This is a genomic window from Rhodobacteraceae bacterium M385, assembly GCA_025141835.1.
In the GTDB taxonomy this organism is placed as follows: Bacteria; Pseudomonadota; Alphaproteobacteria; order Rhodobacterales; family Rhodobacteraceae; genus Gymnodinialimonas.
This window is the reverse complement of the sequence record CP081102.1, coordinates 2,644,595-2,662,869: the sequence shown is the minus strand read 5'-3', so window position 1 is coordinate 2,662,869 and position 18,275 is coordinate 2,644,595. Positions and strand designations below refer to the sequence as shown.

Here is an 18,275-nt window from a genome sequence, read left to right as displayed (position 1 = left end):
AAATAAGGTGCCCGTAACTAAAGATTGGGAGGGAGCCATGGCACGTTTTGCATCGCTCGAAGACGTCAAAACCATAGAAGCAGAGCAGCCTTGGCCAGAATGCCAGCCTGCGGTCACGATGTATGAGTTTTTGACCAATACAAAAAACGCGCACGGTGATCTGAACGCGATCACGTTCCAGCTGTTTTCCGGGCCCACGGACCCGGCCGAAACCCTGACATGGAACCAATTCCACGGGCAGGTCACTCAGGCCGCGAACCTGTTCCGCTCTCTGGGTGTTGGCCCCACCGATACGGTCGCCTATCTGCTACCCAATTGTAACGAGACTGCCGTGACGCTTCTCGGGGGGGCTGTTGCGGGTATTGCCGCGCCGATCAACCCGCTATTGGAAGCCGAGCAAATCGCCTCGATCCTACGGGAAACCAACGCAAAAGTTGTGGTGACGCTGAAGCCGTTTCCCAAGACTGACGTGGCCCAGAAGGTGAACGAAGCGCTCGCCATGGCGCCCGGTGTCAAGACAGTGCTTGAGGTCGATCTTCTGCGCTACCTAACAGGCATCAAGAAGTTCATCGTGCCGTTCCTGCGCCCCAAGAACCCGCCGCAACACAGCGCTAGAGTGATGGATTTCACCGCCGAATGTGCCAAGCAAAACAAGACCTTGGATTTTGAGGACGTGCGCGAAGACCGCATTGGGTGCTACTTTCACACCGGTGGCACCACGGGGATGCCCAAGGTCGCACAGCACAAATATTCCGGCATGATCTACAACGGCTGGATCGGCCATACGCTGCTGTTTTCCGAAGAAGACACGGTCATTTGCCCTTTGCCGATGTTCCACGTTTTCGCCTGCCACGTGATCCTGATGGCCATGGTCGCCTCGGGCGCTCATGTGGTGTTCCCCACGCCGCAAGGCTACCGGGGCGAGGGGGTTTTTGATAACTTCTGGAAGCTGGTAGAACGCTGGAAAGTGACCTTCATCATCACCGTGCCCACCGCGATTTCTGCCATGATGCAGCGTCCGGTGGATGCCGATATCTCGTCGGTGAAAACCGCCTTTTCCGGTTCGGCCCCCTTGCCGGTCGAGCTGTTCCACCGGTTCGAGAAAGCCACAGGTGTGACGCTGATCGAAGGCTACGGCCTGACCGAGGCGACTTGCCTTGTGTCGTGTAACCCCGTGGAAGGAGAGAAGAAAATCGGCTCCATCGGCGTTACCTTCCCGCACACGGACGTGAAAATCCTCAACGATTCCCCCGATGGGCCGGTAGAGGCCGCAACCGATACCATTGGCGAAATCTGCATCTCCAACCCCGGCGTCATTCCCGGCGCGACCTATACCGAGGCCGACAAGAACAAGGATCTGTTCTATAACGATATCTACCTTCGCACCGGTGATCTGGGCCGCTTTGATGAGGATGGCTACCTTTGGATCACGGGCCGCGCGAAAGACCTGATTATTCGCGGCGGCCACAACATCGACCCCGCCGAGATTGAAGAGGCTCTTGCCGGGCACGAGGCTGTCGCCTTCGCCGGTGCCATCGGCCAACCCGATTCCTTCGCGGGCGAATTACCCTGCGTATATGTGGAGCTCGTTGACGGGGCGACGATTACTGAAGACGAGCTTCTTGCCTACGCAAAAGACCGCATCCATGAACGCGCCGCGTTCCCTAAGTATCTGGAAGTGCTAGACGAATTGCCAAAGACTGCCGTTGGGAAAGTGTTCAAACCGGACCTGCGGAAAATGGCGATCACGCGCATCTACAACGCGGCACTGGAAGAAGCGGGCCATGCCGCGCGTGTGGTCGAGGTTCGCGAAGACAAGAAGCGCGGCTTGGTCGCCTATCTTGAGGCGAACGGCGCCGACGCTGAAGGGGTTCGTAAGGTCTTGGGCGAGTTCACCCGGCCTTGGGAATGGCTTGAAAGTGCATAGCGCCCGTTCATGACAACGCCCGTGCTCACCAACGATCAGGCGCGCCGGTTATTTCTGGCGCGCCACGGGTTGATGGAGCCACCCTCTGGCTCGGCCAAGGGCGCGGCGCTGGCGCAACTGGTCCACGGCCTGGGCTTCGTGCAGGTCGATAGCGTCAACACATTTGCTCGGGCCCACGACCTAATCCTTTGGTCTCGCAGGCAAACTTACCAACCCGAGGGGCTCCGTTGGATCAATGATCGCTCCCGGGCGACGTTTGAACATTGGACCCACGACGCCTCGATCATCCCGATGGAATTCTACCCCTTGTGGCGGATGCGATTTGAGCGTGACCGTGCGCGCCTGCACGCCAAATGGAAGGATTGGCACGGCGAGGGCTTCCACCCTGAGATCGACAAAGTCCTGCGGCAAGTGGCCGATAATGGGGTCTGCTGTTCTGCGGATATGGAGGATGAAAGGGTCGAGAAATCAACCGGTTGGTGGGATTGGAAGCCCTCCAAGGTTGCGTTGGAATATCTTTGGCGCTCAGGCGAGCTGGCGGTCACGAAACGCGTGGGTTTTCGCAAGTTCTACGATCTGAGTGAGCGTGTTATTCCAGCCGATGTTCTGGCGGTGCAAGTGCCCGATGCAGAGATCATCGACCGGGCCTGCGTCGCGGCTTTGGACCGTTTGGGCTTTGCCACCAGCGGCGAATTGGCCGCGTTCTTTGACCTGATCCGCCCGGGTGATGCGAAGACATGGGTGGCGCAAGCCTTGGCGAAAGGGCGGGTTGTGGCGGTGGATATCACCTTGAACAACGGCCAGGTGCGCCGCTCTGTGATGTGGCCCAAGGACTTGGAAACCTTAGATGAATTGCCCGCGCCATCGCCCCGCGTTCGGGTGCTTTCCCCTTTCGACCCGGCTTTGCGCGACAGGAAGCGGGCAGAGCGATTGTTCGGGTTCCATTACCGGATTGAGATATTCGTGCCGGCCCCCAAGCGCCGCTACGGCTACTATGTTTTTCCGGTCATGGAAGGCACGCGGCTGATCGGGCGTATCGACATGGCGCGAGAGGGAGGGGTTCTGTCTGTCCGTGCATTCTGGGCCGAAAATGGCGTCCAAATGGGGGCAGGGCGGGTGGCCCGCCTACGGGCCGAGATCACCCGCGCCGCCCGCTTCGCCACCAGTGGAGAGGTGCGCTATGATGAGGGCTGGCTGAGGGGCCCGGTCGCCTAAACATTGACAGAAACCGCTGCGCATAGTCCCCTGCAAGGGTTATCCACAGGGCGCGCGATGCTATTTTCGTTAAAAATCAGACAACTCACGGCCAAAGTTCGTGTAGCGGCCTGCGCCACACTTTTCGGCGCTTTCGCTGTTTCCTGCACCCCGACAGGTGGGGGGGCAGCCAACTCCTGCGGGCGGCCCGATCTGGCATTCGCAGGCGATGTGCTGCTGCATTCCCTGATCCAGTCCGAGGCCAGCACCCGCGCCGAAGGCTTTGCGCCCGCGTTTGAACCGATCATCCCGGCCCTTTCTCGGACCTCCGTCACGGTGGTCAATCTGGAGGGACCGACTGCGCGTAACATCTCGGCGGCAAACCGGGTTTGGCAAGACCCCGGTACTCTGTTTGATGGACGAATTTACGCGGGATATCCTAGGTTTAACTACCATCCCTCCATCGCGGCTGTCCTACGGGACGCCGGTGTTGACGTGGTGCAGACGGCCAACAATCACGCGATGGATCGCGGCCCCCTCGGCGCGGATCTCACGCTTTCAGCGCTGAGGCAAGCGGGGCTTGGCACGACGGGTAGCCACTCCACCGGAACCACTGCGGCGTGGCACAATATCCAACAGGTCGGCGGCCAGAACATAGCGTTTCTCGCTTGCACTTTTTCAACAAATGGCCTGCCAAATCCCCGGTCACAAGTGCTGGGATGTTACGGAAACAACCCTTCCATCCCCAATCTTATCCACAGTCTGACTGCGCAACCTACAATTGACGGCGTGATCCTCCTCCCCCATTGGGGAACTGAGTACTCGGTCCGTCCCACGGCGCGACAACGACGTTTGGCGCAGGCGGCAGCGGACGCCGGGGCGATAGCGATCGTTGGCAGCCATCCCCACGTCCTTCAACCGTTAGAGCAGCTTTTGGCGGCTGACGGGCGGCGCGTGCCGGTTGCATATTCCCTTGGGAACCTCATCTCAACCCAATGGCGGTTGGAGCAACGCACCGGGGCGATCCTTTACCTCGATCTGACGCGCGACCCGCAGGGGCGGCTTCTGGCCACTGATCCCCGATATCTGCCCACACGGGTAGAGCGGACGACGGATCGCGGCGTCGCCGTTTTCCCAGCCGCGCAGATTGCCCAAGGTGCCACGAGTGTCGCCCACGCGCAGCGCATCCTTGGCGCTGGAATGCTGTCTGTTAACTTTTGCCTTACCCCTTGAATGATAAGGTGGGCGCGTGGCCATTGTTTGCCACGGGTTCAAGGGGCGACGATGTCGAAGCCATATTCCAAGCACCTGACATCGCTTCCTATTTTCCTTGGCGATGCGCCGAATGATAGGCCACGGACCGTTGTGTGTTTCGGCACGGCGCGGGGCGGCACATCCATGGTCGCCGGGGCCATCTTGGGCCTAGGGGTGCCGATGGGGCCGGACCTTGGCCGCAATCTGGAGGATCCGGAATTTAATTTTGATCGGCAGAACAAACCGCTTGAGAAATTCGTCGATCACGCCCGCGCGGTCATCGCGGCGCGCAATGCAGCCCTTGGTGTTTGGGGTTGGAAATTTCCCAACGCAGGGCGCTATTTGCAACAGATTATCGGAGACATCCGCGCTCCGCATTTGGTGTGCGTTTACCGCGATCCTGTGCCTATGGCGCTGCGTAGGACAAAAACCGCAGCGGGGGCGGGCAGTTTCATCGCCACACGCCTGCGCGCCCAGATCCGAAACACCGCGCTCGTGGAAGAAATAGGCGCCCCTTGCTTGATGGTGTCCTATGAGAAGGCCGCGGCTTACCCCCTTGTTTTCTTGCAAGAATTGTCCGCGTTTCTCAACCTTCCCCTGCCAGCCCATGTGGAGGAGATTGTGAGCTTCATGAAGCCGGGCTCCTACAAAGCGCCCGACGACTTGTTAAGCCACCTTTAACCTTTGTCTGGCAGGGCTACCTAGGCGCGTTCACCGATGGTGATTGTCAGGTCAGGCAATCCAGCAATCGACACAACCGCCGTGTCGCCGGGCACAAGCGCACCGACACCCGCAGGTGTGCCTGTCATAATCAGGTCGCCGGGCATCAGGGTCACAAGGCCAGAAAGGTAGGCGATAACTTCGGGCGTAGACCAGATCATTTCAGCCAGATCACCGGTTTGCTGCAATTCGCCGTTTCGCGTCAGTTGGATAGCGCCGGAATCGAGGTGTCCCACATCCGCAACCCGGTGAATGGGGCCCACAACGGCAGAATTATCGAACCCCTTCGCCATCGACCAAGGGCGTCCGGCCTTTTTGGCCTGCGCTTGGATATCGCGACGGGTCAGGTCGTTGCCGCAGGCGTAGCCGAAGACATGATCCAACGCGGCGGCCTCGGTGATATTCGCGCCTTCGGTGCCGATTGCGACGACCAGTTCGGCCTCAAAATGCAGGTTCTCAGTCACCGGAGGGTAGGGGATCGTTGCCCAGTCCCCAACCACAGCGTCGGCGGGTTTGGCGAAGAAAAACGGCGGCTCACGGTCATCATGGCCCATCTCTCGAGCGTGCTCGGCATAGTTGCGCCCGACGCAAAAGATGCGCCGCACGGGAAAAAGCTCGGTCGTTCCGGCGACGGGAACGGTGGGGGCGGGTAGCGGAGTGAAGACAAAGGCCAAGGGGATTTCTCCTGTTTGGGCGGCATGTTGGCGCGACATTGGCCCATTAGCGCCCCCGATGCCAGAGCGCCGAGCATCCCCAAAGCCGGGCACCCCCAAAACGCAAATCGGCCAGCACCTGTTCAAGGCACTGGCCGGATCATTGCCACCAAAAACCGCAGAGATGCCCTAGATCGCCGCGTATTGGCTAATTGCCGCCCGCACACCTTCCGCCCAGATCAGCGTCAGCCATTTCGTGAAGGCGGCAGAAAATACCGCGCTATCGGCAAGATCGCCGTACAAGTGCTCTTGCTCCAGCCACGCGGCGGGACGAGATTTCGCCGCAGTGGCGTAGGCGGTCAGATCGTCCCAGAACGGGTCGTTGGGCGCGATCACGCTGCCATCTTCGCGGGTGCCTGCACACATACGCGCCCAGATCGCCTCTACCAAGGCGAGACCCTCGATCGAGGTGCCCTTGGCCAAGCCATCGCGGATGATCGGGTGCAAGAAGCCCGAGTGCCGGGACGACCCGTCAAACGCCACGCGGCGGGTGGTGTCCACGATCTCGGGGTTGGAGAAGCGATAAGCGACCAGATCAACGTAGGCCTCGGGCGTCATGCCGGGCACTGGGGTGACATGGGGGGCAATCTCTTCCATCTCTAGCTTGCGAAACAGCGCGTTGATGGAAATGTCGGCCATGCAGCCTGCGATTGTTTCAACGCCCAACACCTCTCCGGGGTTGGCGATCACTTGGTGGCCGGCGTTCAGCAGGCGGATTTTCATCGCCTCAAATGCGTGGACCTCATCGGTGAAGGTCGCGCCGGCTCTGTCCCAATCGGGGCGGCCTGCGCAGAACTTGTCCTCGATCACCCATTGGCGGAAGTTTTCATGGGTGACGGGCGCCGCATCGTCGATGCCGAACTGCTTGGCAAGTTTCAACTCATTGGGGCCAGTGGCGGGCACGATGCAATCAACCATGGAGTTGGGGAAGGTCACATTGGCCGCAATCCATTCGGCCAGGGCCGGGTCGGACATCTTGGCCAGCCCCAACACGGTTTGACGCAGCGCGTCGCCGTTGCCTTGCAGGTTGTCACAGCTTTGGCAGGTGAACGGGCCATGGCCCGCGTCGCGGCGCAGGCGCAGCGCGGCAACCATTGCGCCGAAAGCCGTTCTCGGCGTACCGGGATTGATCGCGTCGTGCTGAATATCGGGATGGTCCACGTCAAATGAGCCATCGGCGGGGGCCACGTAATAGCCGCCTTCGGTCACGGTCAGGGCCACAATACGGATCGAAGGATCGGCCATCTGCGCAACCAACGCGCCGTTGCTTTCTTCGACCGGGACGAAACCGATCATCGAACCTATGACCTCGGCCGAATGTCCCGAGGGGTCCAACTCGATCAGCGTTGTCAGGCAATCTTGCGCCAGAAGCCGGTCGCGCATGGCGGCATCACCGGCACGCACGCCGGCGCCAATGATCGCCCAATCGTGGTTCAGACCTTCGTCAAACAGGCGGTGCAGATACCACGCCTGATGGCCGCGGTGAAAGTTGCCAAGGCCGATATGCACGATGCCGGGGCTCAGGCCCGCGCGGTCGTAGCGCGGCACGCGCACGGCATCGGGAAGCGTCTGAAGCGTCGCATTACAAAGCTTTTGCGCTGGAGCGGTTGCAGCCATCAGTTCATCTCCCATGAGTGTCTTTCCCATTCGCATATCTTTCATCAGCTCATCCATTGGCCGCCATCGACGTTATAGCATTGCGCTACAATGTAGTCGGCCTCGGGGGAGGCGAGGAATACGGCCATCCCTGTCAAATCTTCTGGCGTGGCAAAGCGCCCTGCGGGGACGCCTGCGGCCACTTCGGCCTTCTTTTGTCCCGGCGCCTTGCCTTCAAGCCGCGCGAAAGTCGCGTCTACATGGTCCCAATGGGCCCCGTCCACGACGCCCGGCGCGATGGCGTTCACGTTGATCCCGTGGCCGATCAGGTTCAGCCCCGCCGATTGCGTCATCGAGATCACCGCCGCCTTGGTAGAGCAGTAAACCAGCACCAAAGGCTCTCCGCGTCGGCCCGCTTGTGACGCCATGTTGATAATCTTGCCGCCGTGGCCCTGTGCGATCATCTGTTTCGCTGCGGCCTGCATTGTGAACAGCGTGCCCGCGACGTTCACGGCGTAGAGTTTCTCAAAGCTTTCGCGCGTGATGTCGACGGTCTCAGCGGCATCGAACAAAGCGGCGTTGTTCACCAGAATGTCCAGCTTTCCAACGCTTTGAACGACCATCGCTATCGCCGCGTCGATGCTGGTTTGATCCGTCACATCTATCTGCACGGCATAGGCATTTTGCCCGAGTTCTTCGGCGGTTTGCTCCGCTGCTTCCGCGTCTATATCGGCAACGGCCACCTGCGCGCCTTCGCGCAGGTAGGCCTCGGCAAATCCGCGTCCAATGCCCCGGGCTGCCCCGGTAATCAGGGCGGATTTGCCATCAAGCCGTTTCATGCAATCCGCAACCCATCTGCGCCAAAACGGTGCAGGTGCTTGTCCTGCGGCGTCAGGTAAACGGTGTCACCGTGCTTGACGGACATCTCGCCATCGGCACGCACGGTCATGGGGTCGCAACCCTCGATCCCGTGGATGTGGATGAAGGTGTCCGATCCAAGGTGCTCTGCCACACCAACGGTGCCCTGCCATTTGCCTTCGGTCATCGACACGTCGATGTGTTCGGGGCGAATGCCGATGGTGTGAACGCCGTGTTCTGCGGCGGCGGCACCCTCGATCAGGTTCATCTTTGGCGATCCGATAAAGCCCGCAACGAAGGTGTTGCGTGGCGAGCGGTACAGGTCGAGCGGAGAGCCGACCTGCTCGATATGACCGGCACGCAGAACCACGATCTTGTCGGCCATGGTCATGGCTTCAACCTGGTCGTGGGTCACGTAGATCATTGTCGTATCGAGCTTTTTGTGCAGCTCCGAAATCTCCATCCGCATCCCCACACGAAGCGCGGCGTCCAGGTTGGACAGCGGCTCGTCGAACAGGAAGGCCGAAGGCTCGCGCACAATGGCCCGGCCAATGGCAACCCGCTGGCGTTGACCACCCGAAAGCTGGCCCGGACGACGATCAAGGTAATCGGTCAGGTTCAGCGCGGCAGCAGCGGAGGAGATCCGGCGGTCTTGTTCCGCCTGATCCATCTTTGCCATCCGCATCGGAAACGCGATGTTCTTGCGCACCGACATATGCGGGTAGAGCGCATAGGATTGGAACACCATCGCCAGGCTACGTTTTGCAGGGGGCACCATCGTGGCGTCTTCGCCATCGATGTTGATCTGCCCGCCCGATACATCCTCCAACCCTGCGATCAGACGCAGGAGGGTGGATTTACCGCACCCCGAGGGGCCAACGAAGACAACGAACTCACCGTCGTTAATTTCCAAATCCAGCGGCGGGATGACTTCCACATCACCGAACTTCTTTTGCACTTTTTGCAGTGTAATACGTCCCATGGGTCGTCTCCTTACTTAACCGCGCCGAAGGTCAGGCCCCGGACAAGTTGTTTCTGGCTGAACCAGCCAAGGATGAGGATTGGCATGATCGCCATAGTCGAGGCCGCCGAAAGTTTGGCGAAGAACAGGCCCTCGGGTGAGGAATAGCTAGCGATGAATGCCGTAAGCGGGGCGGCATCCACGGACGTCAGGTTCAACGTCCAGAACGCTTCGTTCCATGCGAGGATGAAGTTCAGCAACAGGGTCGAGGCGATGCCCGGCACTGCCATCGGCGTCAGCACGTAGAGTATCTCTTCGCGCAGCGTGGCCCCGTCCATCCGGGCGGCCTCAAGGATCTCACCGGGGATTTCCTTGAAGTAGGTGTAGAGCATCCAAACGATGATCGGCAGGTTGATCAGCATCAAGATCACGACCAAGGCAAAGCGGTTGTCCAAGACCCCAAGCTGAATGCACAGCAGGTAGATGGGGTAGAGAACGCCCACGGCGGGCAGCATCTTGGTGCTCAACATCCAAAGCAGGATGTCTTTGGTCCGGTGCGAGGGCACGAAGGCCATCGACCAAGCCGCAGGCACCGCGATGATAATGCCCAGAACGGTGGACCCGCCCGCGATGATGATCGAGTTGGTCAGGAACCGCAGGTAGTTAGAGCGTTCCAGGACCACACCGTAGTTTTCCAGCGTCCAGTCAAAAGCCAGGAAGATGGGTGGGTTGGCGATCGCCTCGGCCTCGGTTTTGAACGAGGTCAGGACGGTCCAGAGGATCGGGAAGAAGATCAGCAACCCGATGATCCACGCGAAGGTCGTATTCAGAGCTTTGCGTTGGGGTGTAACAGCACGTGCCATATCTATTCCCTCACTTGTCCAGGTTTTTGCCGACGATGCGCATCAGGAAGATGGCAACGATGTTGGCAAGGATGATGGCGTAGACGCCGCCCGCGCTGCCCAAGCCCACGTTCTGGCTTTCCAGCACGCGCTGGTAGATCAGATAGGTCAGGGTCCGCGTTCCGAACGCGCCGCCGGTGGTCACGAAGATTTCGGCGAAAACGGCCAGCAGGAAGATCGTCTGGATCAGCACCACAATGGTAATCGCGCGGCTCAGGTGGGGCAGGGTGATGAAGATGAAGCGCGACAGCGGGGGCGCACCGTCCATTTCGGCTGCTTCCAACTGCTCACTGTCCAACGACTGGATCGCCGTCAGAAGGATGAGCGTTGCAAAGGGCAACCACTGCCAGGACACGATCATGACGATCGAGAAGACCGACGCATCTTGCAGCCACACCACCGGGTCGGCTCCGAAGAACCTCCATAGATGCGAGAAGACGCCGTTGGTTGGGTCCATGAACATGTTCTTCCATACCAGCGCCGAAACGGTGGGCATGACGAAGAACGGGGCAATCACAAGGATACGCACAATCCCTTGGCCCCACATAGGCTGGTCCAACAAGATCGCCAGAAGGACACCCAACACGATCGAGATCAGCAGGACACCGCCCACGATCAACAATGTTGTTCCAACGGCTGGTAGGAAGGACCGCGATGATGCGAAGTTTACGAAGTTGTCGATCCCGGCCCAACCAAGGTCACCGCCGCGAAGGGGGCGATAGTCTCGGAACGAGAACCACAATGTCATGCAGAGCGGTACGAGCATCCAGACGAGAAGCAGGAATACCGCTGGCGCCATCATGATACGGGCCGCTGATCGGGAATGCTGGGTCGCCATGACACATATCCTCTGCGTTCGAGCCATAGGGCTCGGTTAATCGGAAAGTAAGTAAATTGTAGGGGATTTGGTGTTGGAAGGCGACGCTGACGCCGCCTTCCTCAGTTAGCTAGGAAATCAGAGGCTTACTGGTAGCCAGCTGCTTCCATGGCTTCGTTCGTGATTGCCTGAGCGTTCGCCAGAGCTTCTTCGATGGTCTGCTGACCCGCGTAAGCGTTGGAGAATTCCTGGCTTACTTCGGTTGCGATACCGGCAAACTCTGGGATCGCCGCGAACTGAACACCAACATAGGGGCTCTCTTCGACGGTAGAGTTGTTCGGATCGGCCGACAGGATGCTGTCCAGCGTCATCTGAGCGAATGGAACCTCAAGGTAGTTGGGGTTCTCGTACAGGGATGTACGTGCACCGGGTGGTACGTTCGCCCAACCTTCGTTCTCGGCAACCAGTTCGATGTAGTCGGTGGATGTTGCCCACTCGATGAACTGCATGGCTTCGTCCTGCTGCTGCGTACCGGCAGGAATTGCCAGTGCCCAGGCCCAGAGCCAGTTGGAACGACGGCCAAGACCGTTGTCGGGTGCCAGTGCGAAACCAACCGAGTCAGCAACTTCGCTGTCGTCTGGGTTGGTTACGAAGGATGCCGCAACAGTCGCGTCGATCCACATGCCGCACAGACCCTGTTGGAACAGCGAGAGGTTCTCGTTGAAGCCGTTGGTCGCGAAACCGGCAGGACCGGACTCTTGCATCATGTCGTTGAAGAAGTTCAGCGTGTCGGCCCATTCCTGGGTGTCAAACTGAGCGTTCCAGTCCATGTCGAACCAGCGTGCGCCGAAGGAGTTGGACATCGCAGTGATGAATGCACCACCTTCGCCCCAACCTGGCTTGCCGCGCAGGCAGATGCCGTTGATCTCGGCGTCACGGTCGGTCATTGCAGCCGCGGCTTCGCGGATGAATTCCCATGTTGGTGCGTCTGGCATTTCCAGGCCAGCAGCTTCCATCAGGTCCGTGCGGTACATGATCATGGAAGATTCGCCGTAGAACGGTGCCGCATAAAGCGTGCCGTCGTGGGACAAACCGCCTGCCATTGCGGGCAGGATGTCGTCAACATTGTACTCTTCCGACAGGCTGTCCAGCGGGACGAGCCAGCCGTTTGCGCCCCAGATGGGTGTTTCGTACATGCCGATCGTCATGATGTCGAACTGGCCACCGTTGGTGGTGATGTCCGTCGTAACGCGCTGACGAAGAACGTTCTCTTCCAGTGTCACCCACTCGACGGCGATGCCCGTTTCAGCGGTGAACTGGTCGGTGTAGCCCTGCATGCGGACCATATCGCCGTTGTTTACAGTAGCGATAGTGATTGTGGCCGAGTGGCCGTCCGCAAAAGCAGCAGTACCTGCTGCGCAAATTGCGAGCGCTGTTGTGGCGCCCAAAGCTCTTTTGAGAGACATCCGTGTTCCTCCCTGAAGTTGGATGTTGCCCAATTAGGATGCGAGAAGACGGACGCTGGGTCAATGAAAAACTTTACGCGCGTAAATTTTTAGCAGGTCTGTAAAATTCGCGCTTAATTTTCAGGAGGATGCGCGAACGATTAATTTCGCGGGATATACCGTTTCGGTCCGCTCCTTGAAGCGTGCGCCGTTTTCGATCAGCTCAAACAGGGTGTCCACGCTGCCTTTCGACACCGAATCGTAATCGTGGGCGGCAGTGGTCAGGGCAGGGCAGGTGAAGCGCGAGAACGGGTGGTCGTCGTGGGATGCCACGCGCAAGGCGCAATCATCGTTGCGCCCCACGCGCAGGCCACGCTCGTAGCAAGCCGCCAGAAAGCCGATGGCAAGGCGGTCGTTACTACATAGAACAGTGTCCGTCGGTAGTTGCTTTGTTTCCAGCACATGATGCGCGCCTTGGCGCCCGATCTCCTCAAACGCCCAACCATCGCCGTCAATGCTGACGACTTGTGGCTCCATCCCGCGCGATTCCATGGCGGCGATATAGGCGTTGCGGCGCTTGTTCGCGTTCGGGTTGGCGGGATTCTTCATTTCAAAGAAACACGGCGGGTCGCCGTCTTCGCTGATGTAAGCCACTGTTTGTTCAACGAAACTTACATTGTCCGAGCCGATGAACGCCTCGCCCATGCCCTCCAAATTACTGTCGAACAAGATGGTAGGCACGTCGCGGCAAAACTTCTCGACCGCGCCTTTGTCCGAGGCGCGACCAAGCGGGGCCATCAACACGCCCGCAGGCTTCAGGGATCGAAGGGTGTCAAGATTCTCGGCCTCCAATTCCGTACTACCATGAGAGCTGAGAACAATCGGGCGGAACCCGGCCTCGATCAACATCATCTCAATATTCCGAGCGATCTCGGCAAAGAACGGGTCCGCCAAATAAGGCACCATGACACCAATGTTCTTGGTCATCCGCCGGTTCTGGTTCACCGCGTAAATGTTGGGTCGGTAGTCGTATTGATCGAGCGCTTTTTCGATTCGCTCCCGCGTTGAGGCGCGCACGCTTTGGGGATCGTTGAAGTACTTCGATACCGTGGGCCGAGAGATGCCGCTGACGGCGGCAAAGTCTTCCATATTTCTGATCTGTTGGTCCGACATCTTACCGATGGCTCCCCCCTTATTCAGATGAAACGTAGTAGCGAGAAGCCCGTTTGAGAAGCAAAAACCTTACCGCGCGTAAAGTTTTTGGCGCTCTGTCGCCACGGTAAAAAAACGGCTCAGCCGCCTGAATGGCTTCTTAAAGCAACTCTTAACGCATTGTCTAGAAAGGGGAATGGTGCTGTGAGGGAGGATTGAACTCCCGACCTCGTCATTACCAATGACGCGCTCTACCACTGAGCTACCACAGCATTCCGTCTCGGTTATTAGCCGCGGTGTCTGGGCCGTGGCAAGTGGGTCCGAGCATGACCCGTTCAAAAATGTCTTCCGTTCCCACCAAGGCAGGCGCTTAGCAACATTTCGCCGCGTCCTAGACGTTGATGCGCCCCCATGCAAGCGCAATCTGGACGCCTCTGCCCGCGCGGGGTAAAGGCTAGGGCTATGGCGCAGAAAACCACCAAGGGCCAAGGCTCCAAATCCGCGAAACCGGGCCGCGAGGACCGGTTGAAAGCGGCGTTGAAGGCCAACATGGGCCGCCGCAAGGCACAGACGCGCGCCCGTGCAGCGGCGGGTGACGATCAGGATCAAACCGGAAAACCGGTGGACGAGTAAACGAGAAGGCAGGGCAGATGGATAGAATTGTCGTAAAGGGCTCGGGCCCGCTCAGTGGGCAAATCCCGATTGCGGGGGCAAAGAACACCTGCCTCAAACTGATGTGTGCGGCCTTGCTCAGTGATGAGCCGCTGACGCTTACCAATGTACCGCGCCTCTCGGACGTGGCGACGCTGTCGGAACTTCTCGAAAGCCTCGGCGTGCAAATCGGGCGGCTGGACGAGGGCCAGACCCTCGCGTTTTCCGCCAATACGCTCAGCTCTCAGCTGGCGCACTACGATATCGTGCGAAAACTCCGCGCCTCATTCAATGTGTTAGGCCCCCTTCTTGGCCGCACCGGAGAGGCGATCGTGTCATTGCCCGGCGGCTGTGCGATCGGGGCGCGGGCGGTGGATTTCCACCTTGAAGGGCTCAAGAAAATGGGCGCCAAGGTGGATCTGCGCGACGGCTACGTTCATGCCTCGGGCGATCTGAAAGGGGCGGAGGTTGAATTTCCGTTCCCCTCCGTGGGCGCGACAGAAAACGTGATGTGCGCCGCCGTGCGTGCTAAAGGCACCACCGTCATCAAGAACGCCGCGCGCGAGCCTGATACCAAGGCACTGGCTGATTGTCTGATCGCCATGGGCGCGGATATCGAAGGGGCGGGGACGGAAACCATCGTGGTGCGTGGCGTTGATCGCCTCCATGGCGCGACCCACCGCGTGATTACGGACCGGATTGAGATGGGCACCTATATGTGTGCCCCGGGCATCGCGGGCGGCGAGGTTGAATGCCTCGGCGGTACCCGCGATCTGGTCGCCTCCCTTTGCGACAAGATGGAAGAAGCGGGTTTGGAGATCACGGAAACCGACGCGGGCCTGAAGGTGCGCCACCCCGGCGGGCGCTTGAAGGCCGTCAACGTGACCACCGCGCCGTTTCCCGGCTTTCCCACGGATTTGCAAGCACAATTCATGGCGATGATGTGCTTTGCCGAGGGCACTTCGGTGCTGGAAGAAACAATTTTCGAAAACCGCTTCATGCATGCGCCCGAACTGTTGCGCATGGGCGCGCAGATTGACGTGCACGGCAACACCGCGCGCGTCACCGGCGTCGAAAGCCTGCGCGGCGCGCCCGTTATGGCCACCGATCTGCGGGCCTCGGTCTCGTTGATTCTGGCGGGTCTGGCGGCTGAAGGCGAAACAGTGGTTAACCGCGTTTACCATCTTGATCGCGGCTACGAGCATCTGGCCCGCAAGCTGCAAGGTGTCGGCGCAAATGTAGAGCGGATCTCCGAATGACCCAAGACGCCCGATTTGAGGATGCCGGCGACGCCCCCGTCGCGCTGCGTGCGCTCGATGCCGCCGATGTGCCGGTCATTTCTGCCCTTGTCCAAGACGCGATTTTTCCTGCCGCCGAAATGCGGTGGGAAAAAAGCCGTCGCCGTTTTGCCCTGCTTCTCAACCGTTTCCGTTGGGAACAGCAGGGCGACACCCCCGAACGGGTGCAGGCGGTGCTGGCCGTGGAAGATGTCTTGAAGGTCTCCAGCCAAGGCATCGACCGCACCGATCCCGATCTGGTGTTCTCGGTCCTCGCCCTCAACTGGACCCCGTCGGAAGACGGCATGGGCCGGTTGGAGCTTACCCTTGCGGGCGACGGCGCCATCGCGTTGGAGGTTGAGGCGCTGGAAATCACCCTCAAGGACGTCACGCGTCCCTATGGCGCCGTGTCGGGCAAGGCGCCCACCCACCCGGAATGACCGTCGCGCGCGCGCTAGAGCCGGGCGATCTGCCCGCGCTGTCTGCCCTGCGCCTTGAAGGTATCCGCCTGTTTCCCCAAGCTTTTCTGCTGTCCGAGGCAGAGGCTCAAGCCAGCGACGCGCCCCTGCGCCGATGGATCGAAAGTGGCACCGTCTTCGGCCTTTTCGACGGCGACCGCCTGATCGGCTTCGCGGGCCTGTCGCGGCAAGGCAACGCCCTGTCGGCGCACCGCGCCTCCCTTGGCCCGTTCTACGTGACCCCAGACGCCCAGGGCGCGGGGGCGGCGGATCGGCTGATGGATCACCTCGTCGCAACCGCCAAAGACCAAAACGCCACGCAGTTGGAACTCTACGTCGCCGCTGCAAACCTCCGGGCCCGCGCGTTCTATACCCGCCACGGCTTTGCCACTTCGGGCCGTTTGCCCGCAGCGGTGATCCAGAACGGCACGCCCCAGGACGACCTGTTGATGGTCCGCGACCTTACCGAAGCTATCGCGCAACCCGGCCCCGATGGCCTGCGCCGCCTTGGCCCCGGTGATTGGCGCATGTATCGCGCTATCCGTCTGGAGATGCTGGAAAAAGAACCGATGGGCTTTGGCATGACAGCGGCTGAATTTGCCGCCATGCAGCCCGATGAAATCCTGCCCTGGATGGCGAAATCCAACATCTGGGCCGTGGTCAAAGACGGCGCGATCCTTGCCACAGCCGCTTGGTTCACCATGCCCGGCGCGGTGCAGGCGCACCGGGGCCATGTGGTGGCTGTCTATACGACGCAGGCCGCACGGGGCAGGGGGCTGGCACGCAAGCTGTTGGCGGAAATCGCGGCAGAAGCGCAGGCGCAAGGCAAGATGCAGTTGGAACTCGACGTGGGCGCTGAAAACACTGCTGCGATCAAGGCTTACGAGGCCGCAGGCTACCGCATCGCCGCCACGATCCCCAATTGCCTGAACCATGGGGGCCACATCCATGACCAGCATTTGATGATCCGCCCCCTCAACGCTTGAGGCTCCGGCCCCCCCGCGCTATCTGCCCCTCAACGCGAGGAGGGCCCATGCCACAGTTTCTCAACACCAACGACACCGATTTTGAGGCGCGTTTCGCCGCGCTTCTCGACATGAAGCGCGAAGATGCGCCCGATGTGGATGCCATCGTGGCCGATATTATCGCCGATGTGCGCGCGCGCGGCGATGCCGCCGTGTTGGAACTTACCGCAAAGTTTGACCGTCTGACCCTCACGCCCGAGACCCTCGCTTTCAGCGCCGAGGAGATCGCGGCAGCGATCGAGCAGGTGCCAGCGGCAGAGCGCGAAGCGCTCGAACTGGCGGCGGAACGTATCCGCGCCTACCACATCCGCCAACGCCCCGAAGATGCCCGCTGGACCGACCCCGACGGTGCGGAACTGGGCTGGCGTTGGGGGCCGGTCTCGGCTGCGGGCCTCTATGTGCCCGGTGGTCTCGCCTCTTATCCCTCTTCCGTTCTGATGAACGCCATTCCCGCGGCGGTGGCCGGGGTGGAACGCCTCGTGATCTGCGCCCCCACGCCTGACGGTGTCGTGAACCCTCTGGTGCTTTTGGCCGCACAGCTTTCGGGCGTTGATACTGTCTACCGCATCGGCGGGGCGCAAGCGATTGCCGCCATGGCTTACGGCACCGAAACCATTGCCCCCGTTGATAAAATCACCGGACCGGGCAACGCCTTTGTTGCGGCGGCCAAGCGCCGGGTGTTTGGCAAGGTGGGCATCGACATGATCGCTGGCCCCTCGGAAATTCTGGTGATTGCTGACGCCGATAACGACCCCGATTGGATCGCCACCGATCTGCTCAGTCAGGCCGAACATGACGAAAGCGCGCAATCCATTCTGATCACCACCGATGCCGCCTTTGGGGCGAAGGTGGCCGAGGCTGTCACCCGGCAGCTCGAAACGCTGCCCCGTGCCGCCATCGCGGGCCCCAGCTGGCGCGACAACGGCGCAATTGTCATCTGCGAAGACCTGACCCAAGCCGCCGACCTCTCGGATCGTATCGCGCCCGAGCATCTGGAACTTTGCGTCGCCGACCCCGAAGCGCTTTTTGCGCAGATCACCCATGCGGGCGCTGTTTTCCTTGGGCAATGGACTCCTGAAGCCATCGGCGATTACATCGGCGGGCCGAACCATGTGTTGCCCACGGCGCGTTCCGCTCGCTTCTCCAGCGGTTTGAACGTGTTGGACTTCATGAAGCGCACAACGTTGGCCCGCATGACGCCCGACGCCCTCAAGGCGATTGGCCCGGCGGCAGAGGTTCTTGCGGCCTCGGAAGGACTGGACGCCCACGGCGCGTCCGTGGCCGCGCGATTGGCGCGGTTGAACAGGGACTAAGGGACTAAGACG

General features: G+C 60.3%; 17 protein-coding genes and 1 tRNA gene. 9 read left to right on the top strand and 9 right to left on the bottom strand.

Annotated features, from left to right (window positions below):
- Nucleotides 1–37 precede the first annotated feature (37 nt).
- The 4 genes from K3728_12980 to K3728_12965 are packed head-to-tail and all read left to right on the top strand — an operon-like array spanning nt 38 to nt 5,056.
- Nucleotides 38–1,927: an acyl-CoA synthetase gene (locus tag K3728_12980; GenBank protein UWQ94612.1), complete on the top strand. Its 1,890-nt coding sequence runs from the start codon at nt 38–40 to the stop codon at nt 1,925–1,927.
- Nucleotides 1,928–1,936: 9 nt separating this feature from the next.
- Nucleotides 1,937–3,142, top strand: coding sequence for a winged helix DNA-binding domain-containing protein (locus K3728_12975; GenBank protein UWQ94611.1), 1,206 nt, complete (start codon nt 1,937–1,939; stop codon nt 3,140–3,142).
- A gap of 57 nt (nt 3,143–3,199) precedes the next feature.
- Nucleotides 3,200–4,354, top strand: coding sequence for a CapA family protein (locus K3728_12970; protein ID UWQ94610.1), 1,155 nt, complete (start codon nt 3,200–3,202; stop codon nt 4,352–4,354).
- A 51-nt stretch (nt 4,355–4,405) separates the two neighbouring features.
- Nucleotides 4,406–5,056, top strand: coding sequence for a hypothetical protein (locus K3728_12965; GenBank protein UWQ94609.1), 651 nt, complete (start codon nt 4,406–4,408; stop codon nt 5,054–5,056).
- A gap of 20 nt (nt 5,057–5,076) precedes the next feature.
- Here K3728_12965 and K3728_12960 read toward each other — a convergent pair whose 3' ends face one another.
- From K3728_12960 to K3728_12920, 9 genes are all read right to left on the bottom strand, one after another.
- Nucleotides 5,077–5,769 (bottom strand): fumarylacetoacetate hydrolase family protein, encoded by a 693-nt coding sequence (locus tag K3728_12960; GenBank protein ID UWQ97555.1) that lies wholly within the window; start codon nt 5,767–5,769, stop codon nt 5,077–5,079.
- A 168-nt stretch (nt 5,770–5,937) separates the two neighbouring features.
- The gene (locus tag K3728_12955) at nt 5,938–7,440 is read right to left on the bottom strand and encodes a mannitol dehydrogenase family protein (GenBank protein ID UWQ97554.1); all 1,503 of its coding nucleotides are present in this window, start codon (nt 7,438–7,440) and stop codon (nt 5,938–5,940) included.
- 29 nt (nt 7,441–7,469) lie between these two features.
- Complete coding sequence (locus tag K3728_12950) at nt 7,470–8,243, bottom strand: L-iditol 2-dehydrogenase (protein UWQ94608.1); 774 nt, start codon at nt 8,241–8,243, stop codon at nt 7,470–7,472.
- Nucleotides 8,240–9,244 carry an ABC transporter ATP-binding protein gene (locus K3728_12945; protein ID UWQ94607.1) on the bottom strand — a complete coding sequence of 335 codons (1,005 nt, stop codon included), beginning with the start codon at nt 9,242–9,244 and terminating at the stop codon, nt 8,240–8,242. The genes K3728_12950 and K3728_12945 overlap by 4 nt, the downstream gene beginning before the upstream one ends.
- Nucleotides 9,245–9,255: 11 nt before the next feature.
- The gene (locus K3728_12940) at nt 9,256–10,086 is read right to left on the bottom strand and encodes a carbohydrate ABC transporter permease (GenBank protein ID UWQ94606.1); all 831 of its coding nucleotides are present in this window, start codon (nt 10,084–10,086) and stop codon (nt 9,256–9,258) included.
- A gap of 10 nt (nt 10,087–10,096) precedes the next feature.
- Nucleotides 10,097–10,963, bottom strand: a complete 867-nt coding sequence (locus K3728_12935) for a sugar ABC transporter permease (GenBank protein ID UWQ94605.1) — start codon at nt 10,961–10,963, stop codon at nt 10,097–10,099.
- Between the two features lie 125 nt (nt 10,964–11,088).
- Nucleotides 11,089–12,408 (bottom strand): sugar ABC transporter substrate-binding protein, encoded by a 1,320-nt coding sequence (locus tag K3728_12930; protein ID UWQ94604.1) that lies wholly within the window; start codon nt 12,406–12,408, stop codon nt 11,089–11,091.
- 120 nt (nt 12,409–12,528) lie between these two features.
- Nucleotides 12,529–13,560, bottom strand: coding sequence for a LacI family transcriptional regulator (locus K3728_12925; GenBank protein ID UWQ94603.1), 1,032 nt, complete (start codon nt 13,558–13,560; stop codon nt 12,529–12,531).
- Between the two features lie 176 nt (nt 13,561–13,736).
- A tRNA-Thr gene (locus tag K3728_12920) sits at nt 13,737–13,811 on the bottom strand.
- 190 nt (nt 13,812–14,001) lie between these two features.
- On the opposite strand from K3728_12920, the gene K3728_12915 reads away from it, so the two are divergent.
- Genes K3728_12915 through hisD form a run of 5 tightly spaced genes read left to right on the top strand, consistent with a single transcriptional unit; the run spans nt 14,002 to nt 18,263 of the window.
- Nucleotides 14,002–14,172, top strand: coding sequence for a hypothetical protein (locus tag K3728_12915; GenBank protein ID UWQ94602.1), 171 nt, complete (start codon nt 14,002–14,004; stop codon nt 14,170–14,172).
- Between the two features lie 17 nt (nt 14,173–14,189).
- Nucleotides 14,190–15,449 (top strand): UDP-N-acetylglucosamine 1-carboxyvinyltransferase, encoded by a 1,260-nt coding sequence (murA, locus tag K3728_12910; GenBank protein UWQ94601.1) that lies wholly within the window; start codon nt 14,190–14,192, stop codon nt 15,447–15,449.
- Complete coding sequence (locus K3728_12905; GenBank protein UWQ94600.1) at nt 15,446–15,907, top strand: DUF2948 family protein; 462 nt, start codon at nt 15,446–15,448, stop codon at nt 15,905–15,907. Before murA ends, K3728_12905 begins: the two co-directional genes overlap by 4 nt.
- Nucleotides 15,904–16,911 carry a GNAT family N-acetyltransferase gene (locus K3728_12900; GenBank protein UWQ94599.1) on the top strand — a complete coding sequence of 336 codons (1,008 nt, stop codon included), beginning with the start codon at nt 15,904–15,906 and terminating at the stop codon, nt 16,909–16,911. Before K3728_12905 ends, K3728_12900 begins: the two co-directional genes overlap by 4 nt.
- A 47-nt stretch (nt 16,912–16,958) precedes the next feature.
- Nucleotides 16,959–18,263 carry a histidinol dehydrogenase gene (gene hisD, locus K3728_12895; GenBank protein UWQ94598.1) on the top strand — a complete coding sequence of 435 codons (1,305 nt, stop codon included), beginning with the start codon at nt 16,959–16,961 and terminating at the stop codon, nt 18,261–18,263.
- Nucleotides 18,264–18,275: the final 12 nt, after the last annotated feature.

Coding starts and splice junctions, on each gene's coding strand:
- K3728_12925 (UWQ94603.1), bottom strand. CDS start 13,560: ATGTCGGACCAACAGATCAGAAATATGGAAGACTTTGCCGCCGTCAGC.
- K3728_12970 (UWQ94610.1), top strand. CDS start 3,200: ATGCTATTTTCGTTAAAAATCAGACAACTCACGGCCAAAGTTCGTGTA.
- K3728_12965 (UWQ94609.1), top strand. CDS start 4,406: ATGTCGAAGCCATATTCCAAGCACCTGACATCGCTTCCTATTTTCCTT.
- K3728_12945 (UWQ94607.1), bottom strand. CDS start 9,244: ATGGGACGTATTACACTGCAAAAAGTGCAAAAGAAGTTCGGTGATGTG.
- K3728_12905 (UWQ94600.1), top strand. CDS start 15,446: ATGACCCAAGACGCCCGATTTGAGGATGCCGGCGACGCCCCCGTCGCG.
- K3728_12935 (UWQ94605.1), bottom strand. CDS start 10,963: ATGGCGACCCAGCATTCCCGATCAGCGGCCCGTATCATGATGGCGCCA.
- K3728_12900 (UWQ94599.1), top strand. CDS start 15,904: ATGACCGTCGCGCGCGCGCTAGAGCCGGGCGATCTGCCCGCGCTGTCT.
- K3728_12955 (UWQ97554.1), bottom strand. CDS start 7,440: ATGGGAGATGAACTGATGGCTGCAACCGCTCCAGCGCAAAAGCTTTGT.
- murA (UWQ94601.1), top strand. CDS start 14,190: ATGGATAGAATTGTCGTAAAGGGCTCGGGCCCGCTCAGTGGGCAAATC.
- K3728_12915 (UWQ94602.1), top strand. CDS start 14,002: ATGGCGCAGAAAACCACCAAGGGCCAAGGCTCCAAATCCGCGAAACCG.
- hisD (UWQ94598.1), top strand. CDS start 16,959: ATGCCACAGTTTCTCAACACCAACGACACCGATTTTGAGGCGCGTTTC.
- K3728_12950 (UWQ94608.1), bottom strand. CDS start 8,243: ATGAAACGGCTTGATGGCAAATCCGCCCTGATTACCGGGGCAGCCCGG.
- K3728_12940 (UWQ94606.1), bottom strand. CDS start 10,086: ATGGCACGTGCTGTTACACCCCAACGCAAAGCTCTGAATACGACCTTC.
- K3728_12975 (UWQ94611.1), top strand. CDS start 1,937: ATGACAACGCCCGTGCTCACCAACGATCAGGCGCGCCGGTTATTTCTG.
- K3728_12980 (UWQ94612.1), top strand. CDS start 38: ATGGCACGTTTTGCATCGCTCGAAGACGTCAAAACCATAGAAGCAGAG.
- K3728_12930 (UWQ94604.1), bottom strand. CDS start 12,408: ATGTCTCTCAAAAGAGCTTTGGGCGCCACAACAGCGCTCGCAATTTGC.